This is a genomic window from Acinetobacter sp. NBRC 100985 (assembly GCF_000241225.1).
Taxonomy (GTDB): domain Bacteria; phylum Pseudomonadota; class Gammaproteobacteria; order Pseudomonadales; family Moraxellaceae; genus Acinetobacter; species Acinetobacter venetianus.
The window spans coordinates 1-21,966 of record NZ_BAEB01000022.1 but is presented as its reverse complement, the minus strand read 5'-3'; the positions used below and the strand labels follow the sequence as shown (position 1 = coordinate 21,966).

21 protein-coding genes are annotated in these 21,966 nt (G+C 40.5%); 14 read left to right on the top strand and 7 right to left on the bottom strand.

Annotated features, from left to right (window positions below; genetic code table 11):
* Positions 1-75 precede the first annotated feature (75 nt).
* From ACT4_RS08400 to recJ, 6 genes are all read left to right on the top strand, one after another.
* Positions 76-882, top strand: coding sequence for an MBL fold metallo-hydrolase (locus ACT4_RS08400; protein ID WP_007481361.1), 807 nt, complete (start codon positions 76-78; stop codon positions 880-882).
* A 133-nt stretch (positions 883-1,015) separates the two neighbouring features.
* On the top strand, positions 1,016-1,381 hold the full coding sequence (locus ACT4_RS08395) for a YkgJ family cysteine cluster protein (RefSeq protein ID WP_007481359.1): 366 nt from the start codon (positions 1,016-1,018) through the stop codon (positions 1,379-1,381).
* A 140-nt stretch (positions 1,382-1,521) separates the two neighbouring features.
* Positions 1,522-2,988, top strand: coding sequence for an IMP dehydrogenase (guaB, locus tag ACT4_RS08390; protein ID WP_004878042.1), 1,467 nt, complete (start codon positions 1,522-1,524; stop codon positions 2,986-2,988).
* 126 nt (positions 2,989-3,114) lie between these two features.
* Complete coding sequence (gene glmM, locus ACT4_RS08385) at positions 3,115-4,452, top strand: phosphoglucosamine mutase (protein ID WP_004878041.1); 1,338 nt, start codon at positions 3,115-3,117, stop codon at positions 4,450-4,452.
* Positions 4,453-4,463: 11 nt separating this feature from the next.
* Positions 4,464-5,120, top strand: a complete 657-nt coding sequence (pdxH, locus tag ACT4_RS08380; RefSeq protein WP_004878039.1) for a pyridoxamine 5'-phosphate oxidase — start codon at positions 4,464-4,466, stop codon at positions 5,118-5,120.
* Positions 5,121-6,821 (top strand): single-stranded-DNA-specific exonuclease RecJ, encoded by a 1,701-nt coding sequence (gene recJ / locus ACT4_RS08375; protein WP_007481355.1) that lies wholly within the window; start codon positions 5,121-5,123, stop codon positions 6,819-6,821.
* Positions 6,822-6,866: 45 nt separating this feature from the next.
* Here the strand turns inward: recJ and ACT4_RS08370 are convergent, their stop codons facing one another.
* Both ACT4_RS08370 and ACT4_RS08365 read right to left on the bottom strand, forming a co-directional pair.
* Positions 6,867-7,724, bottom strand: a complete 858-nt coding sequence (locus ACT4_RS08370) for a putative porin (RefSeq protein WP_007481354.1) — start codon at positions 7,722-7,724, stop codon at positions 6,867-6,869.
* A 254-nt stretch (positions 7,725-7,978) separates the two neighbouring features.
* On the bottom strand, positions 7,979-8,746 hold the full coding sequence (locus ACT4_RS08365; protein WP_007481353.1) for a putative porin: 768 nt from the start codon (positions 8,744-8,746) through the stop codon (positions 7,979-7,981).
* A gap of 410 nt (positions 8,747-9,156) precedes the next feature.
* Here ACT4_RS08365 and prfB point away from each other — a divergent pair.
* From prfB to ACT4_RS08340, 5 genes are all read left to right on the top strand, one after another.
* Positions 9,157-10,252, top strand: a protein-coding gene (gene prfB / locus ACT4_RS08360; protein ID WP_139023478.1) for a peptide chain release factor 2 whose coding sequence is annotated in 2 segments (ribosomal slippage) — positions 9,157-9,228 and positions 9,230-10,252 — 1,095 coding nt in all. Because the reading frame shifts where the segments join, the coding sequence is not laid out codon by codon here.
* Between the two features lie 153 nt (positions 10,253-10,405).
* Positions 10,406-10,708, top strand: a complete 303-nt coding sequence (locus tag ACT4_RS08355; protein ID WP_017196833.1) for a helix-turn-helix transcriptional regulator — start codon at positions 10,406-10,408, stop codon at positions 10,706-10,708.
* A 54-nt stretch (positions 10,709-10,762) separates the two neighbouring features.
* Positions 10,763-11,827, top strand: coding sequence for an alkene reductase (locus tag ACT4_RS08350; RefSeq protein ID WP_007481351.1), 1,065 nt, complete (start codon positions 10,763-10,765; stop codon positions 11,825-11,827).
* Between the two features lie 99 nt (positions 11,828-11,926).
* Entirely contained in the window at positions 11,927-13,246 is a 1,320-nt protein-coding gene (locus tag ACT4_RS08345; protein ID WP_007481350.1) for a 3-deoxy-D-manno-octulosonic acid transferase, read from the top strand.
* Positions 13,243-13,950 (top strand): 16S rRNA (uracil(1498)-N(3))-methyltransferase, encoded by a 708-nt coding sequence (locus ACT4_RS08340; RefSeq protein ID WP_007481349.1) that lies wholly within the window; start codon positions 13,243-13,245, stop codon positions 13,948-13,950. The genes ACT4_RS08345 and ACT4_RS08340 overlap by 4 nt, the downstream gene beginning before the upstream one ends.
* Here the strand turns inward: ACT4_RS08340 and ACT4_RS08335 are convergent.
* Positions 13,930-14,916, bottom strand: a complete 987-nt coding sequence (locus ACT4_RS08335) for a mechanosensitive ion channel family protein (RefSeq protein ID WP_007481348.1) — start codon at positions 14,914-14,916, stop codon at positions 13,930-13,932. The genes ACT4_RS08340 and ACT4_RS08335 overlap by 21 nt on opposite strands.
* Positions 14,917-15,048: 132 nt before the next feature.
* Entirely contained in the window at positions 15,049-15,618 is a 570-nt protein-coding gene (locus ACT4_RS08330; protein ID WP_007481347.1) for a DUF805 domain-containing protein, read from the bottom strand.
* A 283-nt stretch (positions 15,619-15,901) separates the two neighbouring features.
* On the opposite strand from ACT4_RS08330, the gene acs reads away from it, so the two are divergent.
* Entirely contained in the window at positions 15,902-17,845 is a 1,944-nt protein-coding gene (gene acs, locus ACT4_RS08325; protein WP_007481346.1) for an acetate--CoA ligase, read from the top strand.
* Between the two features lie 52 nt (positions 17,846-17,897).
* Here the strand turns inward: acs and ACT4_RS08320 are convergent, their stop codons facing one another.
* Positions 17,898-18,443 carry a cysteine hydrolase family protein gene (locus ACT4_RS08320; RefSeq protein ID WP_034604827.1) on the bottom strand — a complete coding sequence of 182 codons (546 nt, stop codon included), beginning with the start codon at positions 18,441-18,443 and terminating at the stop codon, positions 17,898-17,900.
* A gap of 104 nt (positions 18,444-18,547) precedes the next feature.
* On the opposite strand from ACT4_RS08320, the gene ACT4_RS08315 reads away from it, so the two are divergent.
* Positions 18,548-18,961, top strand: a complete 414-nt coding sequence (locus tag ACT4_RS08315; RefSeq protein WP_007481344.1) for an Lrp/AsnC family transcriptional regulator — start codon at positions 18,548-18,550, stop codon at positions 18,959-18,961.
* Positions 18,962-19,039: 78 nt separating this feature from the next.
* On the opposite strand, the gene sfnG is transcribed toward ACT4_RS08315, so the two are convergent.
* Positions 19,040-20,149 (bottom strand): dimethylsulfone monooxygenase SfnG, encoded by a 1,110-nt coding sequence (gene sfnG, locus ACT4_RS08310; protein ID WP_007481343.1) that lies wholly within the window; start codon positions 20,147-20,149, stop codon positions 19,040-19,042.
* Positions 20,150-20,173: 24 nt separating this feature from the next.
* On the bottom strand, positions 20,174-20,914 hold the full coding sequence (gene msuE, locus ACT4_RS08305) for an FMN reductase (protein WP_007481342.1): 741 nt from the start codon (positions 20,912-20,914) through the stop codon (positions 20,174-20,176).
* Between the two features lie 352 nt (positions 20,915-21,266).
* On the opposite strand from msuE, the gene ACT4_RS08300 reads away from it, so the two are divergent.
* Entirely contained in the window at positions 21,267-21,917 is a 651-nt protein-coding gene (locus ACT4_RS08300; protein ID WP_004878012.1) for a response regulator transcription factor, read from the top strand.
* Positions 21,918-21,966: the final 49 nt, after the last annotated feature.

Genomic DNA, 21,966 nt, shown 5'->3' with positions numbered 1-21,966 from the left:
AACAGCGACTAAATCCCATTATTTTATTATGGAATTAAAAATATTTCATATTTAAAGAATTTTTCTGGGGTTGCTATGAGCTTTGATCGGACTACATCACAAATATTATTTGATAATGGTACTCATAAATGCATTAGTTTTACCAGTTTGGTAAAGGGCGAGGGTATTCAAGCCAATCAATTTTTAATTATTGATCATGATCGTGCTGCTGTTTTAGATCCAGGTGGGGATTTAACGTATGTTCCATTGACGATGGAATTGAATCGATATACGAAGCTTAAAAATTTAGATTATGTGATGGCTTCGCATCAAGATCCTGACATTATTACCTCGATGCCGCGTTGGTTGGTTTATACCGACGCAAAAGTTGTCGCTTCAAAATTATGGGCACGATTTTTACCACATCTGAATTCAGCTTTTATGAGTGATCGTATGAAGGGCAATTGGGAGGAGCGTTTGATTGAATTGCCTGACACAGGACAAGTGATTCCACTGGGTGAATCATCTATTGTTGCCGTGCCTGCTCACTTTTTACATTCGGTTGGCAATTTCCAATTTTATGATCCAACGGCAAAAATTTTATTTTCTGGTGATATGGGGGCGTCGATTGTTGAAGATGCCAGTCTACCGATCACTGATTTTGAAGCCCACATCAAAAAAATGAAAGGCTTCCATCAACGCTATATGTGCTCAAACAAAGTGATTCGTTTGTGGGTCAATATGGTTCGTCAAATGGATTTGGATATGATTGTTCCTCAACATGGCACGGCATTTGTCGGTAAAGAGATGATTAATCAATTTTTGGATTGGATTGAAAATCTAGAATGTGGCGTAGACCTTATGAATGAGTATGTTTTCAGCATTCCAACGGAAATAAATTAAAGCTTGATTAATCCTTAAAATTTGAACGAATAAATCTATCGAAAACAGATAAATATATATTGTTTTCGGTAGTGAATTTTCTTAGGATTCGCGCTATAAAAAATTTGATTTGGTCGCGAGAATTTTAATAAAAATGTTGTCTCAAATTGCTACGCCAGATGCATGCATTAGTTGTGGTGCATGCTGCGCAAATTTCCGTGTCTCATTCTATTGGGCTGAAGCTGAAAGCATGCCTGAAGAAATGGTTGAACCTCTTACAGCGGTTTATTCTTGCATGAAAGGAACCAATCAATCACCACCAAGATGTGTGGCCTTACAAGGCGAAGTTGGTGTCAATGTAAGTTGTTCTATTTATGAAGTGCGTAGCTCGAGTTGTAAAGAAGTACAAATTGCAGATGAACAATGTAATAAAGCACGAATGAAACATAATATGATTCCACTCATTTGTGTGGAATCACAAGATTCTGAAAATAATGATAATTTTGATCAAGTCTGTTAATTCTGTTTTGATAAACTCAATGTAAAAAGCATTTATTCTGATGAAGAAATGCTTTTTCTCAAATTATTTTCTTCATAGAAAATGAAAATCACATCGAAATTTGTTTATAATAGCTCACGGAAATTACCAGTGAGATTGTTATGCTGACCATCGTTCAAGAAGCCTTGACCTTCGATGATGTCTTATTACTTCCTGCCTACTCTACTGTTCTCCCAAAAGATGTCTCCTTAAAGACACGTTTAACTCGCGGAATTCAACTTAATATTCCTCTCGTTTCTGCTGCAATGGATACTGTGACTGAGTCTCGTATGGCAATTGCGATGGCGCAGAATGGTGGTATTGGTATTTTGCACAAAAACATGGACATCTCAGCACAAGCCGCTGAAGTTCGTCGTGTGAAAAAATTTGAAGCAGGGATGGTGAAAGATCCTATCACTGTGACACCAGAAACAACTGTTCGTGAATTGATTGCAATCACAAGTGCCAACAACATCAGCGGTGTGCCTGTTGTTAAAGATGGCAAAGTTGTCGGTATCGTAACAGGACGTGATACACGTTTTGAAACGAACTTAGAACAGCCTGTGAGCAACATCATGACAGGTCAAGATCGCTTAGTTACTGTACGTGAAGGCGAATCTAAAGAAAATATTCAAGCATTATTGCAAAAACATCGTATTGAAAAAGTCTTAGTTGTTGGCGAGCACAATGAACTCAAAGGCTTGATTACGGTGACTGATTTCCGTAAAGCTGAAAGCTATCCAAACAGCTGTAAAGATGACCTTGGCCGTTTACGTGTAGGTGCTGCTGTGGGTACAGGTGCTGAGACACCAAGCCGCGTAGAAGCATTGGTTGATGCTGGTGTTGATGCGATTGTTGTAGATACTGCACATGGTCATTCAGCTGGTGTAATTGAACGCGTACGTTGGGTAAAAGCAAACTACCCACAAGTTCAAGTGATTGGCGGAAATATTGCGACAGGTGATGCGGCATTAGCATTGCTTGATGCTGGTGCAGATGCCGTTAAAGTTGGTATTGGCCCTGGTTCGATTTGTACAACACGTATTGTGGCAGGTATTGGTATGCCACAAATTTCTGCGATTGACAGTGTTGCAAATGCATTGAAAGACCAAATTCCTTTGATTGCTGATGGTGGTATCCGCTTCTCTGGCGATATGGCAAAAGCAATTGGTGCGGGTGCGAGTACCATCATGGTGGGTTCTCTGCTTGCTGGTACTGAAGAAGCACCGGGTGAAGTTGAGTTCTTCCAAGGTCGTTATTACAAGGCATATCGTGGTATGGGTTCTTTGGGTGCGATGGCAGGTGCGACTGGTTCAGCTGACCGTTATTTCCAAGACTCGAAAGCAGGTGCTGAAAAATTAGTACCTGAAGGCATTGAAGGACGTGTTCCATATAAAGGCCCAATGGGCAATATCATCCATCAAATGATGGGCGGTCTACGTTCTTCTATGGGTTATACAGGTTCATCGACCATTGAAGATCTTCGTCAAAATGCGAAATTCGTGAAAATTACTTCAGCAGGTATGTCTGAATCACACGTACATGACGTAACGATTACTAAAGAAGCGCCAAACTATCGTGTTGGTTGATTTTTGGTAATTTTACCGATAGAAAAACCGTCAGTTTACTGACGGTTTTTTGTTTTTGGTGTAAAGTGAGCGTGATGAGAAATATATGGTGATAGACCATATAAACGATAAGAAAGTGAGTAGAAGATGAGTTATTTTGGCACTGATGGCATTCGTGGAAAATTTGGACAAATGCCAATTACCCCTGAGTTTGCATTAAAACTTGGCTTCGCCGCAGGAAAAGTACTAAAAAGAAATAGTCCGAAAAATAAGCCAATTGTGGTATTAGGTAAGGATACGCGTTTATCTGGATATATTTTAGAAGCTGCACTACAAGCAGGTCTAAACGCTGCGGGTGTTTATGTTCATTTATTAGGTCCATTACCAACACCAGCGATTGCTCACTTAACTCGTGCACTACATGCCCATGCGGGGATTGTGATTTCTGCGTCGCACAACCCTTACTTTGATAATGGGATTAAGTTCTTCTCAAGTGAAGGTAAAAAACTTCCTGATACCTTACAGGATGAAATTAACCAAGAATTAGAAAAAGATCTTGTCATTGATGACACGGCAAACCTTGGTAAAAGCGTACGTGTAACAGATGCCAATGGTCGTTATATCGAATTCTGTAAATCTACTTTCCCATACCACTTCAATTTACATAATTTAAAAATTGTCGTGGATTGTGCCAATGGTGCAGCCTATAGCGTAGGACCTTCTGTATTCCGTGAGTTGGGTGCGAAGGTAATTTCATTATTCAATGAACCAGATGGTTTAAATATTAATGAAAATTGTGGTTCAACTCATCCTGAACAATTACAGAAAGCAGTTGTAGAACATCAGGCTGATCTTGGCATTGCTTTTGATGGTGATGCTGATCGTGTAGTGATGGTGGATAAAAATGGTGATCTGATTGATGGTGACCATATTTTGTATATTTTAGCGACGCAAGCCAACCACAAGCCAAAAGGTGTCGTGGGTACAGTCATGAGTAATATGGCGCTTGAACTGGCATTGCAAAAAGCAGACGTTGGTTTTGTCCGTGCCAAAGTAGGTGACCGTTATGTGTTACAAGCACTTGAAGAAAACGCTTGGGTAACGGGCGGTGAGCCATCAGGGCATATTCTCACCTTGGATAAAAGCACAACAGGTGATGCGATTATTGCTGCATTACAAGTGCTGACGGTTATGGTTGAGCAGGGTAAAGCCTTACATGAGTTAGTGGAAGGTTTTGTTTTATTCCCTCAAGTTCTCGTTAATGTGCGTTTACAGCAAATGATCGACCCGTATTCTATTCCAGCTTTAGTGGCTGAATTTGATAAAGCAGAGCAGCAACTCAAAGGCCGTGGACGTATTTTAATTCGTAAGTCAGGTACTGAGCCTGTGATTCGTGTGATGGTTGAAGGTGATCAACAAGAAGAGGTTGTGAGTCTGGCAAATCATTTAGCTGATGCAGTACGTGCGCAGGCGCAAGTTGCTTAAGGAGATAAATAATGAGTGATGTCATTAAGGATCTCAGCGAGCTACGTTTAAGTTACGAACAAGGCGAATTACACGAAGCGCAGATCAGCAGTGATCCACATTTGCAGTTTTTAAACTGGTTTAATCATGCGCTTGATGCAAATCTGCATGAACCCTATACCATGTCACTTGCGACAGCAAATGCACAAGGCCGTCCGCATGTTCGAACCGTCTTGTTACGTGGTGCGACTGAAGCAGGTTATGATTTTTATACCAATTATGATAGTCAAAAAGGTTTAGATCTTGCTGAAAATCCTTTTGCTGAGTTGTTATTTTATTGGCCTAGCTTAGAACGTCAGGTGCGTATCAGTGGTAAGGTACTTAAGATTTCTGAACAAGAATCGACTGATTATTATCATAAGCGCCCTCGTGATAGCCAAATTGCAGCGCACATTAGTACTCCACAAAGTGGTGCGATTTCGGGTCGTGAAGAATTGCAACAACGCTTTCAACAACTCCAGCAGCGCGTTGGTGATCAAGGTGAGTTAGCTAAACCTGAATTTTGGGGAGGTTATCGTCTCGAAGCAGATTATTATGAATTCTGGCAGGGGCGACCAAACCGCTTGCATGATCGTTTAAGTTATGAAAAACAGAATGATCTCTGGACGATTCAACGTTTGATGCCATAAATGACACAGATACTTATTCAAAAGAGACCATTACTTACACGCCCTGAACAGTTTCAGGGCGTGCCTCCGTTTATCGCAGAGATTTTGGCAAGACGTGGTGTTCAGTCTGAGCAAGAGCTTGAATTAAAGCTGAAACACCTACTCGCTCCGCATTTGAAAGATTTAGATCGAGCAGTTGAACTGATTGATCAAGCGATTGATCAGCAAAAAAAAATCATCATTGTGGGCGACTACGATGCAGATGGTGCAACCAGTACCGCGCTGATGGTATTAGTCTTTAAAGAAATGGGTGCATTGGTCGATTATCTAGTACCTGACCGTTTTAAATATGGCTATGGGTTAACTCCCAAAATTGCTGAATTGGCACACGCAACCTATCATCCTGATTTATTGATTACTGTCGATAATGGGATATCAAGTCATGCGGGTGTTGAAACGGCGCAGTCGCTTGGAATGCAAGTGATTATTACGGATCACCACTTAACGACTAAGCCAACACCATTTGCTGATGCTGTGGTGAATCCAAACCAATTGGATTGCGAGTTTTCGAGTAAGGCCTTGGCAGGGGTTGGAGTCGCATTCTATGTCTTGGCAAAACTGGCAAGTTTTCGCAGTCAGCACAATAAAACGAGCAGTAAAGTCACCCAATATTTAGATTTAGTTGCTTTGGGTACTTATGCTGATGTTGCAACTTTAGATTATAACAACCGAATTTTGATTGATGCAGGTGTTAAACGCATCCAACAGTATCAGTGTCGTGCTGGAATTTTAGCGTTACTCGATATTGCTGGTCGAGATGCAGCTCATCTACGTGCGCAGGATTTGGGTTTTGTGCTTGGACCGCGGATTAATGCCGCAGGTCGTATGGAAAGTATGCGTATCGGAATAGAATGCTTACTTGCTGAAGACATGGCAACTGCTTATCCGATTGCTCAGCAGCTCAATCAACTGAATGTTGAACGTCGACAAGTTGAAAATGAAATGAAGCAACAGGCTCTCACGGCTTTGCAACAAATACAATTAACAACCGAACATATTCCTCCTGCTTTGGTAATGTTTGAGGAACAATGGCATCAAGGAGTGATCGGTATCGTTGCAGGTCGATTAAAAGAGCAGTTTCATCGACCAAGCTTAGTGTTTGCGCCCGATGAAGATGGGATACATATCAAAGGTTCTGCTCGTTCAATCGAAGGAATTCATATCCGAGATATGATTGAGCAGGTTGCTGAACAGTATCCGCATTTGGTCAGTCATTTTGGTGGGCATGCAGCAGCAGCGGGTTTAACACTAAAAAAAGAACATTTTGAAGAATTTAAAACCGTGTTTACTCAAATGATTGCGGAAATGGATTCTGATTTATTTCAAGCAACTTTATGGACGGATGGTGAGTTAGATGACTCCGCTTTGCATTTAGGAACTTTAGATTGGATAGAGCAACTTGGCCCTTGGGGGCAAAAATTTCCTCTACCTCAGTTCGAGGGTCGGTTTAAAGTGATTGATTATCGTTGGCTCAAAGATCAGCACTTAAAATTAAAACTTGCTGTAGGGCAACATGTGATTGATGCGATTGCTTTTAATGCCATCGATCGTTATGAATTTAATCCAATGTTGGGTTATGTCGATTTGGTGTACACCTTAGAACGTAATGTTTTTAATGGGAATACCAGTTTACAATTGCAGGTCGCCTATTTAAAGCAATAAAAAATCCGCTCTGTTGAGCGGATTTTTTGTTTTATAGAAACTCAATTAAAAGCGGAATGTACCGTTGATGCCATAAGAGTCAGCACCATCAGTTGTCGTGTATCCCACACCTAAAGCAAATTGAGGGTTAAAGAATTTTTGTGCACGAATGTTGAAAATACTATCTGAGTCGTCAGCTGTAGAGTCTGCAAAAGAAACACCGACACTCAGTGTTTGATCTAAATACAAATCAGCAGCTAAACGATAAGATGTTTCATCACCGATGTAAGTTACACCTTCAAAATTTGTATAGAAGCCTGCGACTTCAGAAACATATTTTGCGCGAAGTGAAACGGCTGTATCGTCGTTATCACCAGAAACAACGGCAGCATTACTGACATTAGTAACAAAACCATATTTTGCGACTTTTACAGGGTTGATACTTTCTGAAAAATCAGCCACACCTACAGCAAGTAATAAACCATTTACTGGAAGGAAACCTGCTTCAAACTCGTAACCATTGCCATTATCTGACTCTGAACCAAGTCCATTAATGGTGGCTTTAATATTCGTGCGGTGTAATGCACCAGAAACATAAAACTGAGTATCAGGAATAAAAATTTCGCTTTCTACACCGATAATATTAAATTGCAAATCACCAAAATCTTCATCATCTTGAAGTTTGCTATACGCATATCCACCGCCGATGCTCGATGCTTTGTCAAGGAAAGCTGCTTCTGCAAGTGGCGCATTACGGGTTTGCACAGGATTAAAGTAATATTTACCGCTGATTGCTGCACTATTGGTTTTACCACCATCTATGTCAACGTATTCATAAGCACCAGTCGCTTCGGTTTGATATGCATTTGCATTTAAAGCAACACAAGAACTTAAAAGTGCTGTAATTAAGCTTAATTTTTTCATTCAATAACTCCCCTTTATTAAAATAATGCATCGTAATAATTTGTTGCGAGTTGTAGTGTAGTCAAAATTTGAGAGTCGTCAATTATTAAATGAATGATCAAAATATTTAGCTGTTTCTGTTTAAATAATCAGATATTGAATTCAATATGAATCAGAGTGCTTATTTTTATATTTATAAGTATTCGTTATATAAAAACCGCCCTGAAAATTGATTTCAGAGCGGTTTTTAGAATCTAAAAGTTAGGATTTAACAATTAGAAACGGTATGCAGCACGAACACCATAAGTGTTGTAATCATCGCCAAAACCGACACGACCTTCTAAGCTTACTTGCTGATTTAGGAATTTCTTCGCAGAAATACCCCATTCATCACGATTCGTAAGATCGTTATTGTAGTAATCTGCACCTACACTGAGTGTTTTATCTAGGTAGTAATCACCTTTTACTCGGTATTCGTCTAAATCACCGAAAGCACCATATGCTTCTAAGTTAATGTCATTTCCACCAACTTGAGTGACGTATTTTGCGCGAACGGTTGGGTCTGCACCGTCTTTACCATCTTTTTCGTCATACCCTTTTACACCTAAAGCAAGTAATAAACCTGGTGCAGGTAAGTAACCCACTTCAGCAGCATAAGTTGTAACTTTTTGATCGATAGATGTATTGTCTACTTCTAACTCATTACGACCCAAATTACCGCTTAAGTAAAAGTCACTATTCGGGACATAATATTCTACACCTACGCCATATTGTGAATCTTTTATACCGTTATTGTCTGCGTAATTCACTTTTGCACTAACATTACTTGCGCGGTTTACAAACGCTGCTTCAGCAAGAGGTGCATTACGGGTTTGCACTGGGTTGAAATAGTATTTTCCATCTACACCAAAGCTATGTGTTGCATCGAAATCATCCCAATCAGAATAAGTATATGAGCCGCCTACTTCAGCTTGATAAGCATGTGCAGTACCTGTCACTGCCAATGCAGATAAAAGTGCCGATGCAATTGCTAATTTTTTCATGGTTACTTCCCTCTGAAATAATGAGAACTAGCTAAATCTTAATTACATGTTTTGTTACAAGTCCCAGTCTATTTAAAATTTGATGAGGGTCAATCATGAGAAAGTAATCAAACAGTACGAATGTAATTAACTTGTAATTTTGACATTTTATATATTTGATTTTTATTTAAAAAAATGGACTGTATTGATTTATTAAAACTTAGGAGGGATTGTGTATTTTCGTATATTTAGTCTAATTTTTACCCAATTTAAGTTTAAATTGTTTCAGTGAAATCGTTGGACAAGTATGAAAAGATGAAAGTGAAACATTTGTTTTCGTTTTCCATGATGTACAAAATAAGACGGCTGTGTCGTAAAAACACTTATGTTAAAATAGTCGATTAAGTGAAAAAGAGTGTAGGAAAAGACACGTGGAAATTAATCCGTATTTAGTTCAATTGAAAGATTTATCTGATCGTAGCCAAACACTACGGGGGTATCTTTGACTACGATCTAAAAGTTGAGCGTTTAGAAGAAGTTTTAAGAGAATTAGAAGACCCTGCAATTTGGAATGATCAAAATCGTGCTCAAGCGATTGCCAAAGAAAAGGGCAGTTTAGAAAATACCATTAGTGTATTTGATCGTTTGGCTGAACAGCTTGATGATGCGAAAGCGATGCTTGATTTGGCTGTTGAGGCTGATGATGAAAGTTTATTGGCCGATGTACAAGCTGAACTGGATAGTGCTGAACAGGCTTTAGGTAATCTTGAATTCCGCCGTATGTTTAGTAATCCAATGGACCCAAATCCATGCTTCCTTGAAATCCAATCGGGTTCTGGTGGTACAGAAGCACAAGATTGGGCATCCATGCTGTTACGTATGTACTTGCGTTGGATTGAACGTCATGGCTTTAAAGCTGAATTGATGGAAGTTTCTGACGGTGATGTTGCAGGAATTAAATCTGCAACGATTCGTGTAGATGGCGAGTTTGCTTATGGTTGGTTACGTACAGAAAGTGGTGTACACCGTTTAGTGCGTAAATCGCCATTTGACAGTAACAACAACCGTCATACATCATTCTCAGCAGTATTTATCTCACCTGAGATTGATGACAATATTGAGATCGATATTAATCCATCGGATGTTCGAACAGATACTTATCGTGCTTCGGGTGCAGGTGGTCAGCACATTAACAAAACTGATTCTGCGGTACGTTTAACCCACGCACCAACAGGTATCGTGGTGGCGTGTCAGAACCAACGTTCACAACATGCTAACCGTGATCATGCATGGAAACAGTTACGTGCCAAGCTCTATGAATTAGAGATGAGTAAACGTAATGAAGCAGCTCAAGCTTTGGAAGATTCAAAGTCAGATATTGGTTGGGGCAGCCAAATTCGTTCTTATGTCTTAGACGATTCACGTATTAAAGATTTGCGTACAAGTGTAGAAACATCGAACACCAAAGCAGTCTTGGATGGTGATTTAGACAAGTTCATTGAAGCAAGTTTGAAACAAGGTTTATAAGTTTAAAACGGCAATTTCGTTCAGCATCTTTTGGTTAATCGGAAAAATATGATATTAATATCGATAAAAATGAATATTAATATTTATAAAATTCGATATACTGGGTTTAGATGCTGAACAAAGCTTTTGCCTGTTGAGAAACGTGGTGAGTCTATGGATATTGATGTTATAAGCAAAGCCTTAGCCAACCCATTACGTCGACAAATTTTGCAGTGGTTAAAAGAGCCAGAGCAATTTTTACCTGTACAGGAATGTGGTGGTAGTTTTGAGCGTGGTGTATGTGCTGGGCACATCGAACGTTTAGGCAAAGTTGCGCAATCGACGATGTCGAATCATTTGTCTGTGTTACAGCAAGCGGGTTTGATTAATGTCGAAAAATATGGGCAATGGTCTTATTTCACACGTAATGAAGCTTTGATTCAGCAATACATCGAACATTTAAAACAAACACTCTGACGGCGAGGATACGGGCAATCTTAACCCGCTAAATAGAGTGAAGTTGAGGCGATCATGGCTGAATTAAACTCTACCTTACAAGTAGGTGACTTTAAGATTAAAAACCGTTTGGTTTTAGCTCCTTTAACGCGTGCACGTAGCGGTGCGTCTCGTGTTCCAAACGATTTAATGGTGGAATACTATCAACAACGTGCCAATGCGGGTCTAATCATTACCGAAGCAACGGTGATTAGTCCAAAAGCCGCAGGTTATGCCAATACCCCAGGCTTATGGTCACAAGAACAAGCACAGGCTTGGAACAAGATTGTTGATGCAGTGCATTCACAAGGCTCAAAAATCGTGGTTCAGCTTTGGCACGTTGGTCGTATTTCACATCCCGATTTGTTAGATGGTGATACGCCTGTTGCGCCAAGTGCAATTCAGCCTGCGGGTGAAGTGAGTTTACTTCGTCCAAAACGCCCATTCGTTACGCCGCGTGCATTATCCCATGAAGAAATTCAGGAAATTGTTGCACAATATAGAAATGCTGCTGAACAAGCGAAAGCGGCAGGTTTTGATGGTGTAGAGTTGCATGCTGCCAACGGATATTTGATTGACCAGTTCTTGCAAAGTTCAACCAATCATCGTGATGATGAATATGGTGGTTCAATTGAAAACCGTGCACGTTTACTGTTACAAGTCGTTGATGCATTTATTGACGTGTGGGGTGCGGGTCGAGTGGGTGTTCATTTAGCGCCACGTGGTGATTCGCATGATATGGGCGATGAAAATCCATTAGCAACTTTTGGCTATGTCGTTGAGCAATTGGATCAGCGCAATGTTGCTTTTATTTTCACGCGTGAATACCAAGCCGAAGACAGCTTAATGCCTGCATTACGTTCGAAATTTAAAGGTGTATGGATTGCAAATGAAGGTTTAACGGCTGATTCTGCAAAACAAATCTTGGCAACAGGTCAAGCAGATGCGGTGTCATTCGGCAAAGCTTATATTGCCAATCCAGATCTGTTAGAACGTTTGCAAAATGATTTACCTTTAAATGCTATTCAGCCTGAAACCTTATATGGCTCAGGCGCAGAAGGCTATACAGATTATCCTGCTTTTGAACAGTTAGAAGCTTAATCTGATCTAAAAGACTCATGCTATTTACCAAAATGGCATGAGTTTTTTATTGAAATTCCGCATAATAAGCACACATCAAATCGTGAAATATGGTCTAGGATGGCGCAGAAAAACGCAGTGCAGCAAACACCCTTTTGGTATAACTTTTTATTGACCTGTATCAAACCGTTATATCGTTGGAAAATAAAACAACGCGCTGAAAATGCGGCGGCATTTCAACAAGAGTGTATCGAGCGTTTTGGCCCTTTTCAGCCACCCAAAAACTTAGAAACGATTTGGTTTCATGTGGTGTCTGTTGGGGAAACCAATGCAGCACAGCCTTTGATCGAGCATTATTTAAAATTAGGCCATCCTGTGTTGGTAACCAATACGACGAAGACGGGTCAGGCGCGCGCCAAATCGCTGTTTCTGAAAGCACCTTATCTCGATTTATTTCAAGCGGTTTATTTGCCCGTTGATCAAAAGCCATTGCTCAAGCAGTTTTTTGATGTATATCAACCCACACTTTTGGCATTGGTTGAAACTGAAATCTGGCCAAATTTGATCGCGGAAGCCAAGCAGCAACAGATTCCCTGTATTTTATTGAATGCCCGTCTTTCGGAAAAATCGGCGAAAGGTTATGGCAAAGTGGCGCGATTAACCAAGCCGATGTTACAACAACTGACGTGGATGCTGGCACAAGATGTGGCAACCCAACAGCGTTATGTTGAATTGGGTTTAGATCAAGCCAAAAGTCAGGTGGTTGGAAATATTAAATTTGATATTACTGCACCGCAGCACTATGTCACACAGGCAGAACAGTTCAAACAAGATTGGCAACTCGAACATCGTCAAATCATCACCCTTGCTAGCACACATGCACCAGAAGAAGAGAGTTTACTGAAACAGCTGCAACCGCACTTAAATGCAAATTCCAATTTGTTGTGCATTGTTGTGCCTCGTCATCCTGAGCGATTTGATGAAGTCTACCAGGTATGTCAGCGTTTAAATTTAAATACGCAACGCCGTAGCCTGCAACAACCGATTCAAGCGGATACACAAGTTTTTCTTGCTGATAGTATGGGAGAAATGTGGTTGTGGTATGGCTTGAGCCAAGCGTGTTTTGTTGGCGGTTCATTGAATGAACCGGGTGGTGGTCATAATATTTTAGAACCTATGGTACTCGATGTGCCGACTGTCATTGGACCGCGCTATTTTAACTTCCAAAGTATTGTCGATGAGTTTGTTGCAGAGCAAGGCATTTTGATTGGAGATGATGCAGCACAGATTGTGCAACAGCTGTTGAGCTGTTTAGAAAATACTGCTCAAGAACAACGTTTAGTTCAGCAAGCTCAGTTGGTTTTACAACGAAATACGGGTTCTTTACAAAAGCATATTCAGTTAATTGATCATTATTTACAGCAAACCGCATCCTCATGAATATTGTGTTACTTGAACCAGAACAGACACAATCTGAGCTTTGGAATATTGAAAATCCAAGACAATTGCAACATTTACGTCAGCATTTACAACTTCAAGTAGGTGATTCGCTGAAAGTCGGTATTCGACAAGGTCTACGCTATTTGACAGAAGTTGTTGCGTTGAATGAGACGCGAATTATGGTGCGCCCGATTGAGACCGAAGCTGTACCTGCTAAGTATCCTGTACATTTGATTCTAGCCTTACCTCGTCCCAAAGTGTTGCGTCGAATGATGATGGATGCAGTGACTTTAGGGGTAGATCGCATTAGTTTGATTCATAGTTACCGCGTAGATAAAAGCTATTGGCAGACGCCTTTTTTACAGCAATTGGATGATTATGTAACTTTGGGCTTAGAGCAGGCGGGAGACACCATTGCGCCAGAGATACAATTGTACAAACGCTTTAAACCTTTTGTAGAAGATGTTTTGGCAACTTTAATCACAGAGCAGCAGCCAGCCTATGTGGCACATCCCTATGTTGAGCATGTGATGCCTCACGCAATACAACATCCCTGTATTGTGGTGGTTGGGCCAGAAGGCGGATTCATTCCTTATGAAATTGAATTGCTCAAAAAAAATGGTTGCCAAGCTGTGAGCTTAGGCAACCGAATTTTGCGAACTGAAACTGCTGTTCCGTCTATTTTAGGAAGGCTGTTTATCTGAGTTTTGTGTATCAAAAGGCAATTGAGCATTGTTCTGCTGTACTTTAAGCTCTTGAATTGGATATGGAATATTAATTCCTTGAGCATTAAAGGCTTGTTTTACTTGAGCTTGGATTGAACTGGTCGATGATAAAATATCGGTTTCAGTGGTATTAATCCACCAACGAACCGTTAAATTGACAGAGAAATCGGCTAAAGCAGTAACATTGACTGAGAATGTCGGTTGACTGAGCACATTACGGTCATTATTCAAGATATCCAAGACAATTTGCTTGGCTTTTTGTTCATCGTCATCGTAACCAATACCAACAATAAACTCACAGCGACGCTGCTGATAAGCGGTATTAACTGTTACGGGACTGGTATAGACCGTTGCATTCGGAATTACGATACGACGACCATCATAAGAACGTAAAAAAGTCGCTCGAATCTGAATATCTTCGACCACACCTTCCATGCCATTCACGATGATTGCATCACCGATACGGAATGGTTCACCAAGTAAAATCAGAACACCTGAAAGTAAATTTTGGAAAATATCTTTAAATGCGAAACCAATGGCAACAGAACCAATTCCTAGAGCACCGATGAGTTGGCTCGGTGTAAATCCTGGAATCGCAATCACCAATGCGATTAGGAAGCCAAAGAATAAGATAAATGTTCCACCGACACGGTGTAACACTAAGACCAAATTCTGTCTTGCATAAGAGCGATTGGTTAATGTTTTATTCACAAAAAATTTAAATAATTTAGTGAGTAACCAGAAAATGATAAAAACAACAATCGCAATACAGATATAGGGAACACGTTCCCAAAAGCTGTCGATGATTTTATCAATCGTTGTATAGGCATCGTGATATTTCTCAGTATGCGCAAGTACCGTCTGTGTGGTTTTCGCGCTTGCCTGATGCAATAGTTCGCCTGTATCTTTCGCGACATTTGTCAATGTTGTTTGTTCGTTAGCCACTAGAAATCTCTATTTCGCAAAGAAAGGAGTAATAAGGTGTTGCATGATAATGAAATTATTGTAAACACGCTTGGCAAATTCAGTAATCAATTGATTTCATTAATGCTACAAACGCATAAAAATTACTCACAATCAAAAATACTCCGTTGTGTTTTGAATAATCTGTGTTGGTGCATCCCAAATATCAGGACTAGCGAAGTAATACATAAAGACAGACATACTAAATAGTATGAAAATACTCAGAATAATCATGATCCAAGCCAATAATTTTTCCCATGCTTTAGATGGACGTACATCTCCATAGTCATTGTGATACGGTGTGCCCGGCGCAAGTAATACATATAAAGTGAAAAAGAGTTGTATTAATGGCACAAGTAACAGTAGGCATAACCAACCTGTTTTATTGAGATCATGTAAGCGTCGAATCAAGAAAACAATTTGAAAATAAAATCCTGCAAACCACAGCGCAATAATGGCAAATGTTGCAATACCTGAAAATGCTGAGAACATCGGTTCGTTCATATTGACATTGTTTATGCTGACATTGCCTACGATTGACACCAATAGCACGAACATAAGTATGAATCCGATACTAATTAGTCCATGCCAACCTAAGTAGCTAAGTCGATTAAAACGTCCTCTCGATGAGAGCGGACGATCTTTGCTGGGTTGCGTCTGCGGTGCAATTGTAAAATCTGACATAGATGGATTCCTATTTTTCTGCTTATTAAATCTTTTAAAGTGTTTACATTGATCAAAATAATCACTTATTTTAAAAACAAAAAGCATAGACAAGCAGTTAAATTTTAAATTATTTTGAGTAAATTTTTGAAAATATGCGAATCGTAAAATTGCAACAGTTCTACGACCAAAGCCGCATTGTTTGCTCTTGTTGTTGGTGACCATACTGCAAGAGACAACAAAAAATACCGATGCATTAGATGGTATATCTACGGTATGAGATAAAAAACCAAGGAAGTGAACTATGAAAGAAATCTACCCAGTGCCTGACAAATTCAAAGAAACAGCAAGAATCTCTGAAGCAGACTATTTCAATCGTTATCAGTATTCAATTGAACAGCCTGAAGCATTTTGGGCAGAAGAAGCGAAAAAGATTGATTGGATCAAACCTTTTACGCAAGTTAAAAACACCAGTTTTCATCCAGATAACTTCAAGATCGAATGGTTTGCAGATGGAGAGCTGAATGTTTCTGCTAACTGTTTAGACCGTCATCTTAAAGATAATCCACTCAAACCAGCAATTATTTGGGAAGGTGATCATCCATCACGTCATAAAATTATTTCATTTGCAGAATTGCATGATGAAGTGTGTCGTTTTGCCAATGTCCTGAAAAAGCAAGGGATCAGTAAAGGCGATCGCGTAGTTTTATATATGCCAATGGTGCCTGAAGCAGCAATTGCCATGTTGGCATGTGCGCGTATCGGCGCAGTACATTGTGTGGTGTTCGGTGGCTTCTCACCAGACTCATTGGCCAGTCGTATTGAAGATAGCCAAGCAAAATTAGTCATTACCGCTGATGCAGGGATGCGTGGCGGAAAAATTATTCCGCTCAAAGAAAATGTAGATGCTGCATTGGAAATTGATGGTACAAGTAGTGTTCAGAATGTCATTGTGGTGCACCGTACAGGAAATTCAGTTGCGTTTAATCCGGAGCGAGATGTTTGGTATCACCTTGCCATTATGGAGGTAGATGAGCACTGCCCACCAGAGCCAATGAAAGCAGAAGATCCGTTATTCATTCTGTATACATCAGGTTCAACAGGTAAACCGAAAGGCGTGCTCCATACCACAGGCGGTTATCTAGTATATGTCAACACAACATTCAGAGAGGTCTTTGATCTTCGTGAAGATGATGTGTATTGGTGTACTGCGGATGTGGGTTGGATTACAGGGCATAGTTATTTACTTTACGGCCCACTGAGTAATGCGACGACGACGGTGATGTTCGAAGGGATTCCACAATATCCAACTTGGGCGCGTATTGGTCATGTCATTGATAAGCACAACATTACTATTCTGTATACTGCTCCAACCGCAATTCGCGCCATGATGCGTGAAGGTGATGCTTATGTGCGTGAAAGTGATCGCAGTAGCTTGCGTCTACTGGGTTCAGTTGGTGAACCGATTAACCCTGAAGCATGGAATTGGTATCACGAGGTGGTTGGTGAAGGTCGTTGCCCAATTGTGGATACTTGGTGGCAAACCGAAACGGGTGGTATCTTAATTTCACCGCTGCCGGGTGCAACCGCTTTAAAACCGGGTTCAGCAACACGTCCATTCTTCGGTGTTCAGCCAGCCTTGGTCGATGGTGAAGGCAATGAGTTGGAAGGCGCAACCGAAGGGAATCTGGTGATTAAAGATTCATGGCCGGGTCAGATGCGAACCATTTGGGGCGATCCTCAACGTTTTATCGAAGCATACTTTTCGACCTTTAAAGGTTGCTATTTCACGGGTGATGGTGCACGTCGAGACGAAGATAATTACTATTGGATTACGGGACGTGTTGATGACGTACTGAATGTATCAGGGCATCGTTTAGGGACTGCCGAGATAGAAAGTGCGTTGGTGGCACATGAGGCGGTCGCTGAGGCTGCGGTGGTTGGGATGCCGCACGATATTAAAGGTCAGGGTATTTGTACCTTTGTGACTTTACAAGCTGATGTAGCAGAATCTGACGAGTTACGCAAAGAGTTGGTGAATTGGGTGCGTAAAGTCCTTGGGCCCGTGGCAACCCCAGACGCATTGCATTGGGCGCCTGCATTACCGAAAACCCGTTCAGGTAAAATCATGCGCCGTATCTTGAGAAAGATTGCGGCAAATGAATTGGATAGCTTAGGTGATACCTCTACACTAGCTGAACCAGCTGTGGTCGAGCATTTGATTGCGACGGTTTATCCAAACAAATAATCGTTTTTTTACTAAAAGAGCGTTCTGTAGAACGCTCTTTTTTTTATATGGTTTATTTATGTGAGGCTAAAAAATCTGCCGTGTTTTGTACTGTAGCGAAGAAGCCTAGTGCTGATAAAAAAGCAGTTTGTACATCTGCTGCTTTGACTATTTTGCCCTCATGTTCTAAATCGCGAGTTGCAGTCGCATCTGCAATCACAATCGGCTGATAGCCGAGTTCTTGTGCCGCTCGTGTTCCTGCATCAATGCACATATGTGTCATCATGCCTGTAATCACTAATTGCTCAACTTGATGCTGTTCAAGGATGGCTTGAAGTTTGGTTTCTAGAAAGCTATTTGGAAAATGTTTTTCAACAATCAGAGAATCATCAGTGATTTGAAGTTGTGGGTGTAATTCAACACCAACGGTATTCTCCTGAAAGAAACTGGCCGAGGCTGGACTAATGTGCTGGATATAAATGATTGGTAAATTGTTTCGAATAAAATAGTCTTCTAGTTGATTGGTATTTTGCAAGGCAAGTTCAGGATTGACCAACTCCATTTTGCCATTTTTAAAATAATCATTCTGTACATCAATAATTAGTAAAGCCTGTTTCATCATATTTAGCTCTAAGGTTAAGATAAAACAAGCGTAGGGTGAAACTGAAAAATGGGCTATATTTTGGTGAAAGCATTGTTGCTGGTTTTCTTTCGTAATGAAAAATGAATATTGAACTTGATCCCATCGACTTAAAAATTATTGAATTGTTGAAACAAGACTCGCGCATTAGCCATAAAGAAATTGGACAATGCGTGCATCGTACAGGACAGGCAGTGGGGGCACGTATTGCTCAGTTGATGGATGCAGGTATTATCAAAAAATACACTGTGGCGATAAAGTATGAGCATAAACAATTCATCCAACTTTTTATGAATGATCAGCAAGCTTTTATCGAGGTTGAGCGTTTAGTCAAACAATATGAGCATGTGGATGAATGTTTTAAGGTTCTCGGCAATGCTTGTTATATGATCGTCAGCCACTTTGATCCGCCACAATTAAATGAATTCATTGAGCAGCTGTCGCAGTGGTGCCGTTATTCGGTTGAAACCGTCATGCGAGAAATTGAGACCCGTTAAAATAAAAAAGCCCCAAGCCGAGCCTTGGGGGGAGTATCTGCCATTAGTTTTGTTTTTCTTCTTATTTAACGCTGAAAACTACGCTGATTTTGCTGAGAGATGATGCTCCTGTTGTTGTTGTTCAAGTTGACGGACTAGCGGTAAAACTTTTTCTCCAAAATATTCAACTTCCTCAATGAAATGAAGAAAGCCAGAAAGAACTAGATCTACCCCCACATTTTTTAAAGCAAGAATGCGTTCTGCAATTTGATTTGGTGTACCAATCAGATTAGTTTTAAAGCCATCGTTATATTGCACCAAATCATCGAAGGTCGATTTTGCCCAATTCCCTTCGCGTTCTGGAGCCGCTGCACCTGCTTCACGAGTGGCATTGCCAAAGGCATTTACCGCCTCAATATTGGCTTGAGCAATGATGTCATTCAGCACGGCTTTAGCTTCTTCTTCTGTATCACGGGCAATGATAAAGGCATTGACCCCAATCTTGACTTGCCTGTTGGCTAACTTTGCTTTGCTGCGGACATCATCGACTTGCTTTTTGATTTCTTCGACACTATTGCCATTGGTAAAATACCAGTCGGATACACATGCAGCCATATCACGAGCGGCGCGAGAACTACCACCTTGAAACACTTCGATAGACGGTTTTTGCAATGGTTTTGGTTTAAGTGTGTAATTTTGAAATTGGTAATATTTACCATCAAAGCTGTAATGGTCAGTCGTCCAAATCCCTTTGAGAGTACGAATAAACTCTTCCGAGCGAACATAGCGTTCGTCATGCTCAGGCCAAGGTTCGCCAATCGCATCAAATTCACCACGGAACCAACCACTGACCACATTAATTGCAATGCGCCCTTGAGTAAGATAGTCAATGGTCGCCAATTGCTTAGCAGCTAATGCGGGCTTCCAAGGGCCGGGCAGGATCGCTGCAATTACTTTGAGTTTTTCAGTCTTTGCTAATAAAGCATGACTAAAACTCACGGATTCATGTTGGTTCTCTGCACCATAGCCAGCGGTAAAACGAATTTGAGTGAGAGCATATTCAAAGCCGCTTTGTTCCGCTGCTTGAGCTAAGCGCACATTATAGTCATAGCTCCAGTCAGTACGTTGTTCAATATTGCTGACAACGAGACCGCCACTCACATTGGGAACCCAGTAGGCAAATTTAATTGCGGATGCTGTTGTTGTCATTGTTGTATCCTCCATTAAATCGGTTTATGCAACGTGAGTTAGATTCTTAGTTGATTTGGAATGCAATCGAGATTCCGCTGCATCCAGATCAGGAACTGCTGCGGATGGAAGTACCTCCGCTTGTTCAATCTGTTTATTGATACCAAGATTTTGATTAGCTTGTTCGGTTTTGGTTTTAATGGCAGCCGCACGCTGACCTTTGGCTGGTGCCCATTCTAAAATTGGTAAAGCACGTGCAACAGCGAGCGTCACGCGATCAGATAATTGCTCGCTTTTCACCGTATATTCAGGCGTGAAGTCGCGATCTGTGGCATAAACGCCAATGGGTAAGGTTTGTGCTTGAAAGAAACTGAATAGTGGGCGTAATTGATGTTCTAAGACCAACGCATGACGGTCGCTGCCACCTGAGGCTGCAAGTAAAACGGGCACATCAACCAAAGCAGTTTGTTCTACAAAATCAAAAAAATGCTTAAATAAACCTGTAAACGAAGCACGATAAACAGGGGTGCCGACAATCAGTGCATCAGCTGCTTCTACCGCTGCGAGGTCATCTTGAACACATTGTGGCAATTGATTACGATAAATTGCCCCACCAAGCAAAGGCCCAATTTCACTGAGTTTCACAAAATGTACTTGAATGTTGATGGCTTCTGCCAGTTCATTGAGAATGGCTTGAACTAAACTTTCTGTTTTTGATGGGCTATTTAAACCACCAGATACCGCAACAATATTTAGTGGAGTTGATAAAGTATTACGATTGGACATAGTCACAGCCTAAAAGATCATTACGAATTACTATTTATTTATCTATAGCTCGACCACCGCTGTAAAATAAGGAAAAGCTGCAAGCTTATCTGTTTTCTAGATATATCTGTTCTAAGTATTACGAGAAAAATTAAATGAATTTAATACTCTGTTTCTTCTCATTATTTCTGTATAGTGTTTATTGATTAGTTGCTGTTATGTGACTTATATCAATATTTGTATTGTTTTGCATTTATGCTGGAATACACAACTCTTGATGCTTGACCAACAGTTTATTTAAAAATACGCTAAGATAGAGTAGATTTGAATAAACTCCGTACAGTGACGTACTTGAAGACTGCATAAAGCGCTTATGAATATTTTAATTGTAGATGACCATCCTTTATTTAGACATGCTTTGATTCAAGCGGTTCGTTATAGCATTCCTCAGGCTCAAATTCAGGAAACTGCGGATGTTGATGAATTCTATGAACGATTAGAGCATGGTGCAGAACCAGACTTAGTACTGTTGGATTTAAATCTTCCAGGTGCTTCTGGCTTTTCAGCTTTAGTGTATGTCCGCGCTCAATATCCAGCGATTCCGATTATTGTTGTATCTGCACATGAAGAGCTTTCAATTATTCAACGTGCAATTGCTCATGGTGCGATGGGATATATTCCAAAGTCTTCACATCCTAGCCATATTGGTGAAGCGATTAAGCAAGTGTTGGAAGGTGAGATTTGGCTACCACCAAATTTACCAACACATGCAGGTTTTGATCCTCGTGCTGCGGATGAAACGGCTCTCGCTGAGCGATTACAGTCTCTTACACCACAACAATTTCGTGTATTAATGATGGTTGCGGAAGGTCTATTAAATAAACAGATTGCTTATGAGCTGGATGTATCAGAGGCAACAATTAAAGCGCATGTGACTGCGATTTTCCGTAAACTTGGTGTACAAAACCGTACTCAAGCAGTATTAGCGATTAGTGCGCTTAATATTGAAGATAAGAAGATGTAATGACTTGAGTTTCTTTTATAGATGAAAGTTAATCAATGCTGTTAAAAAC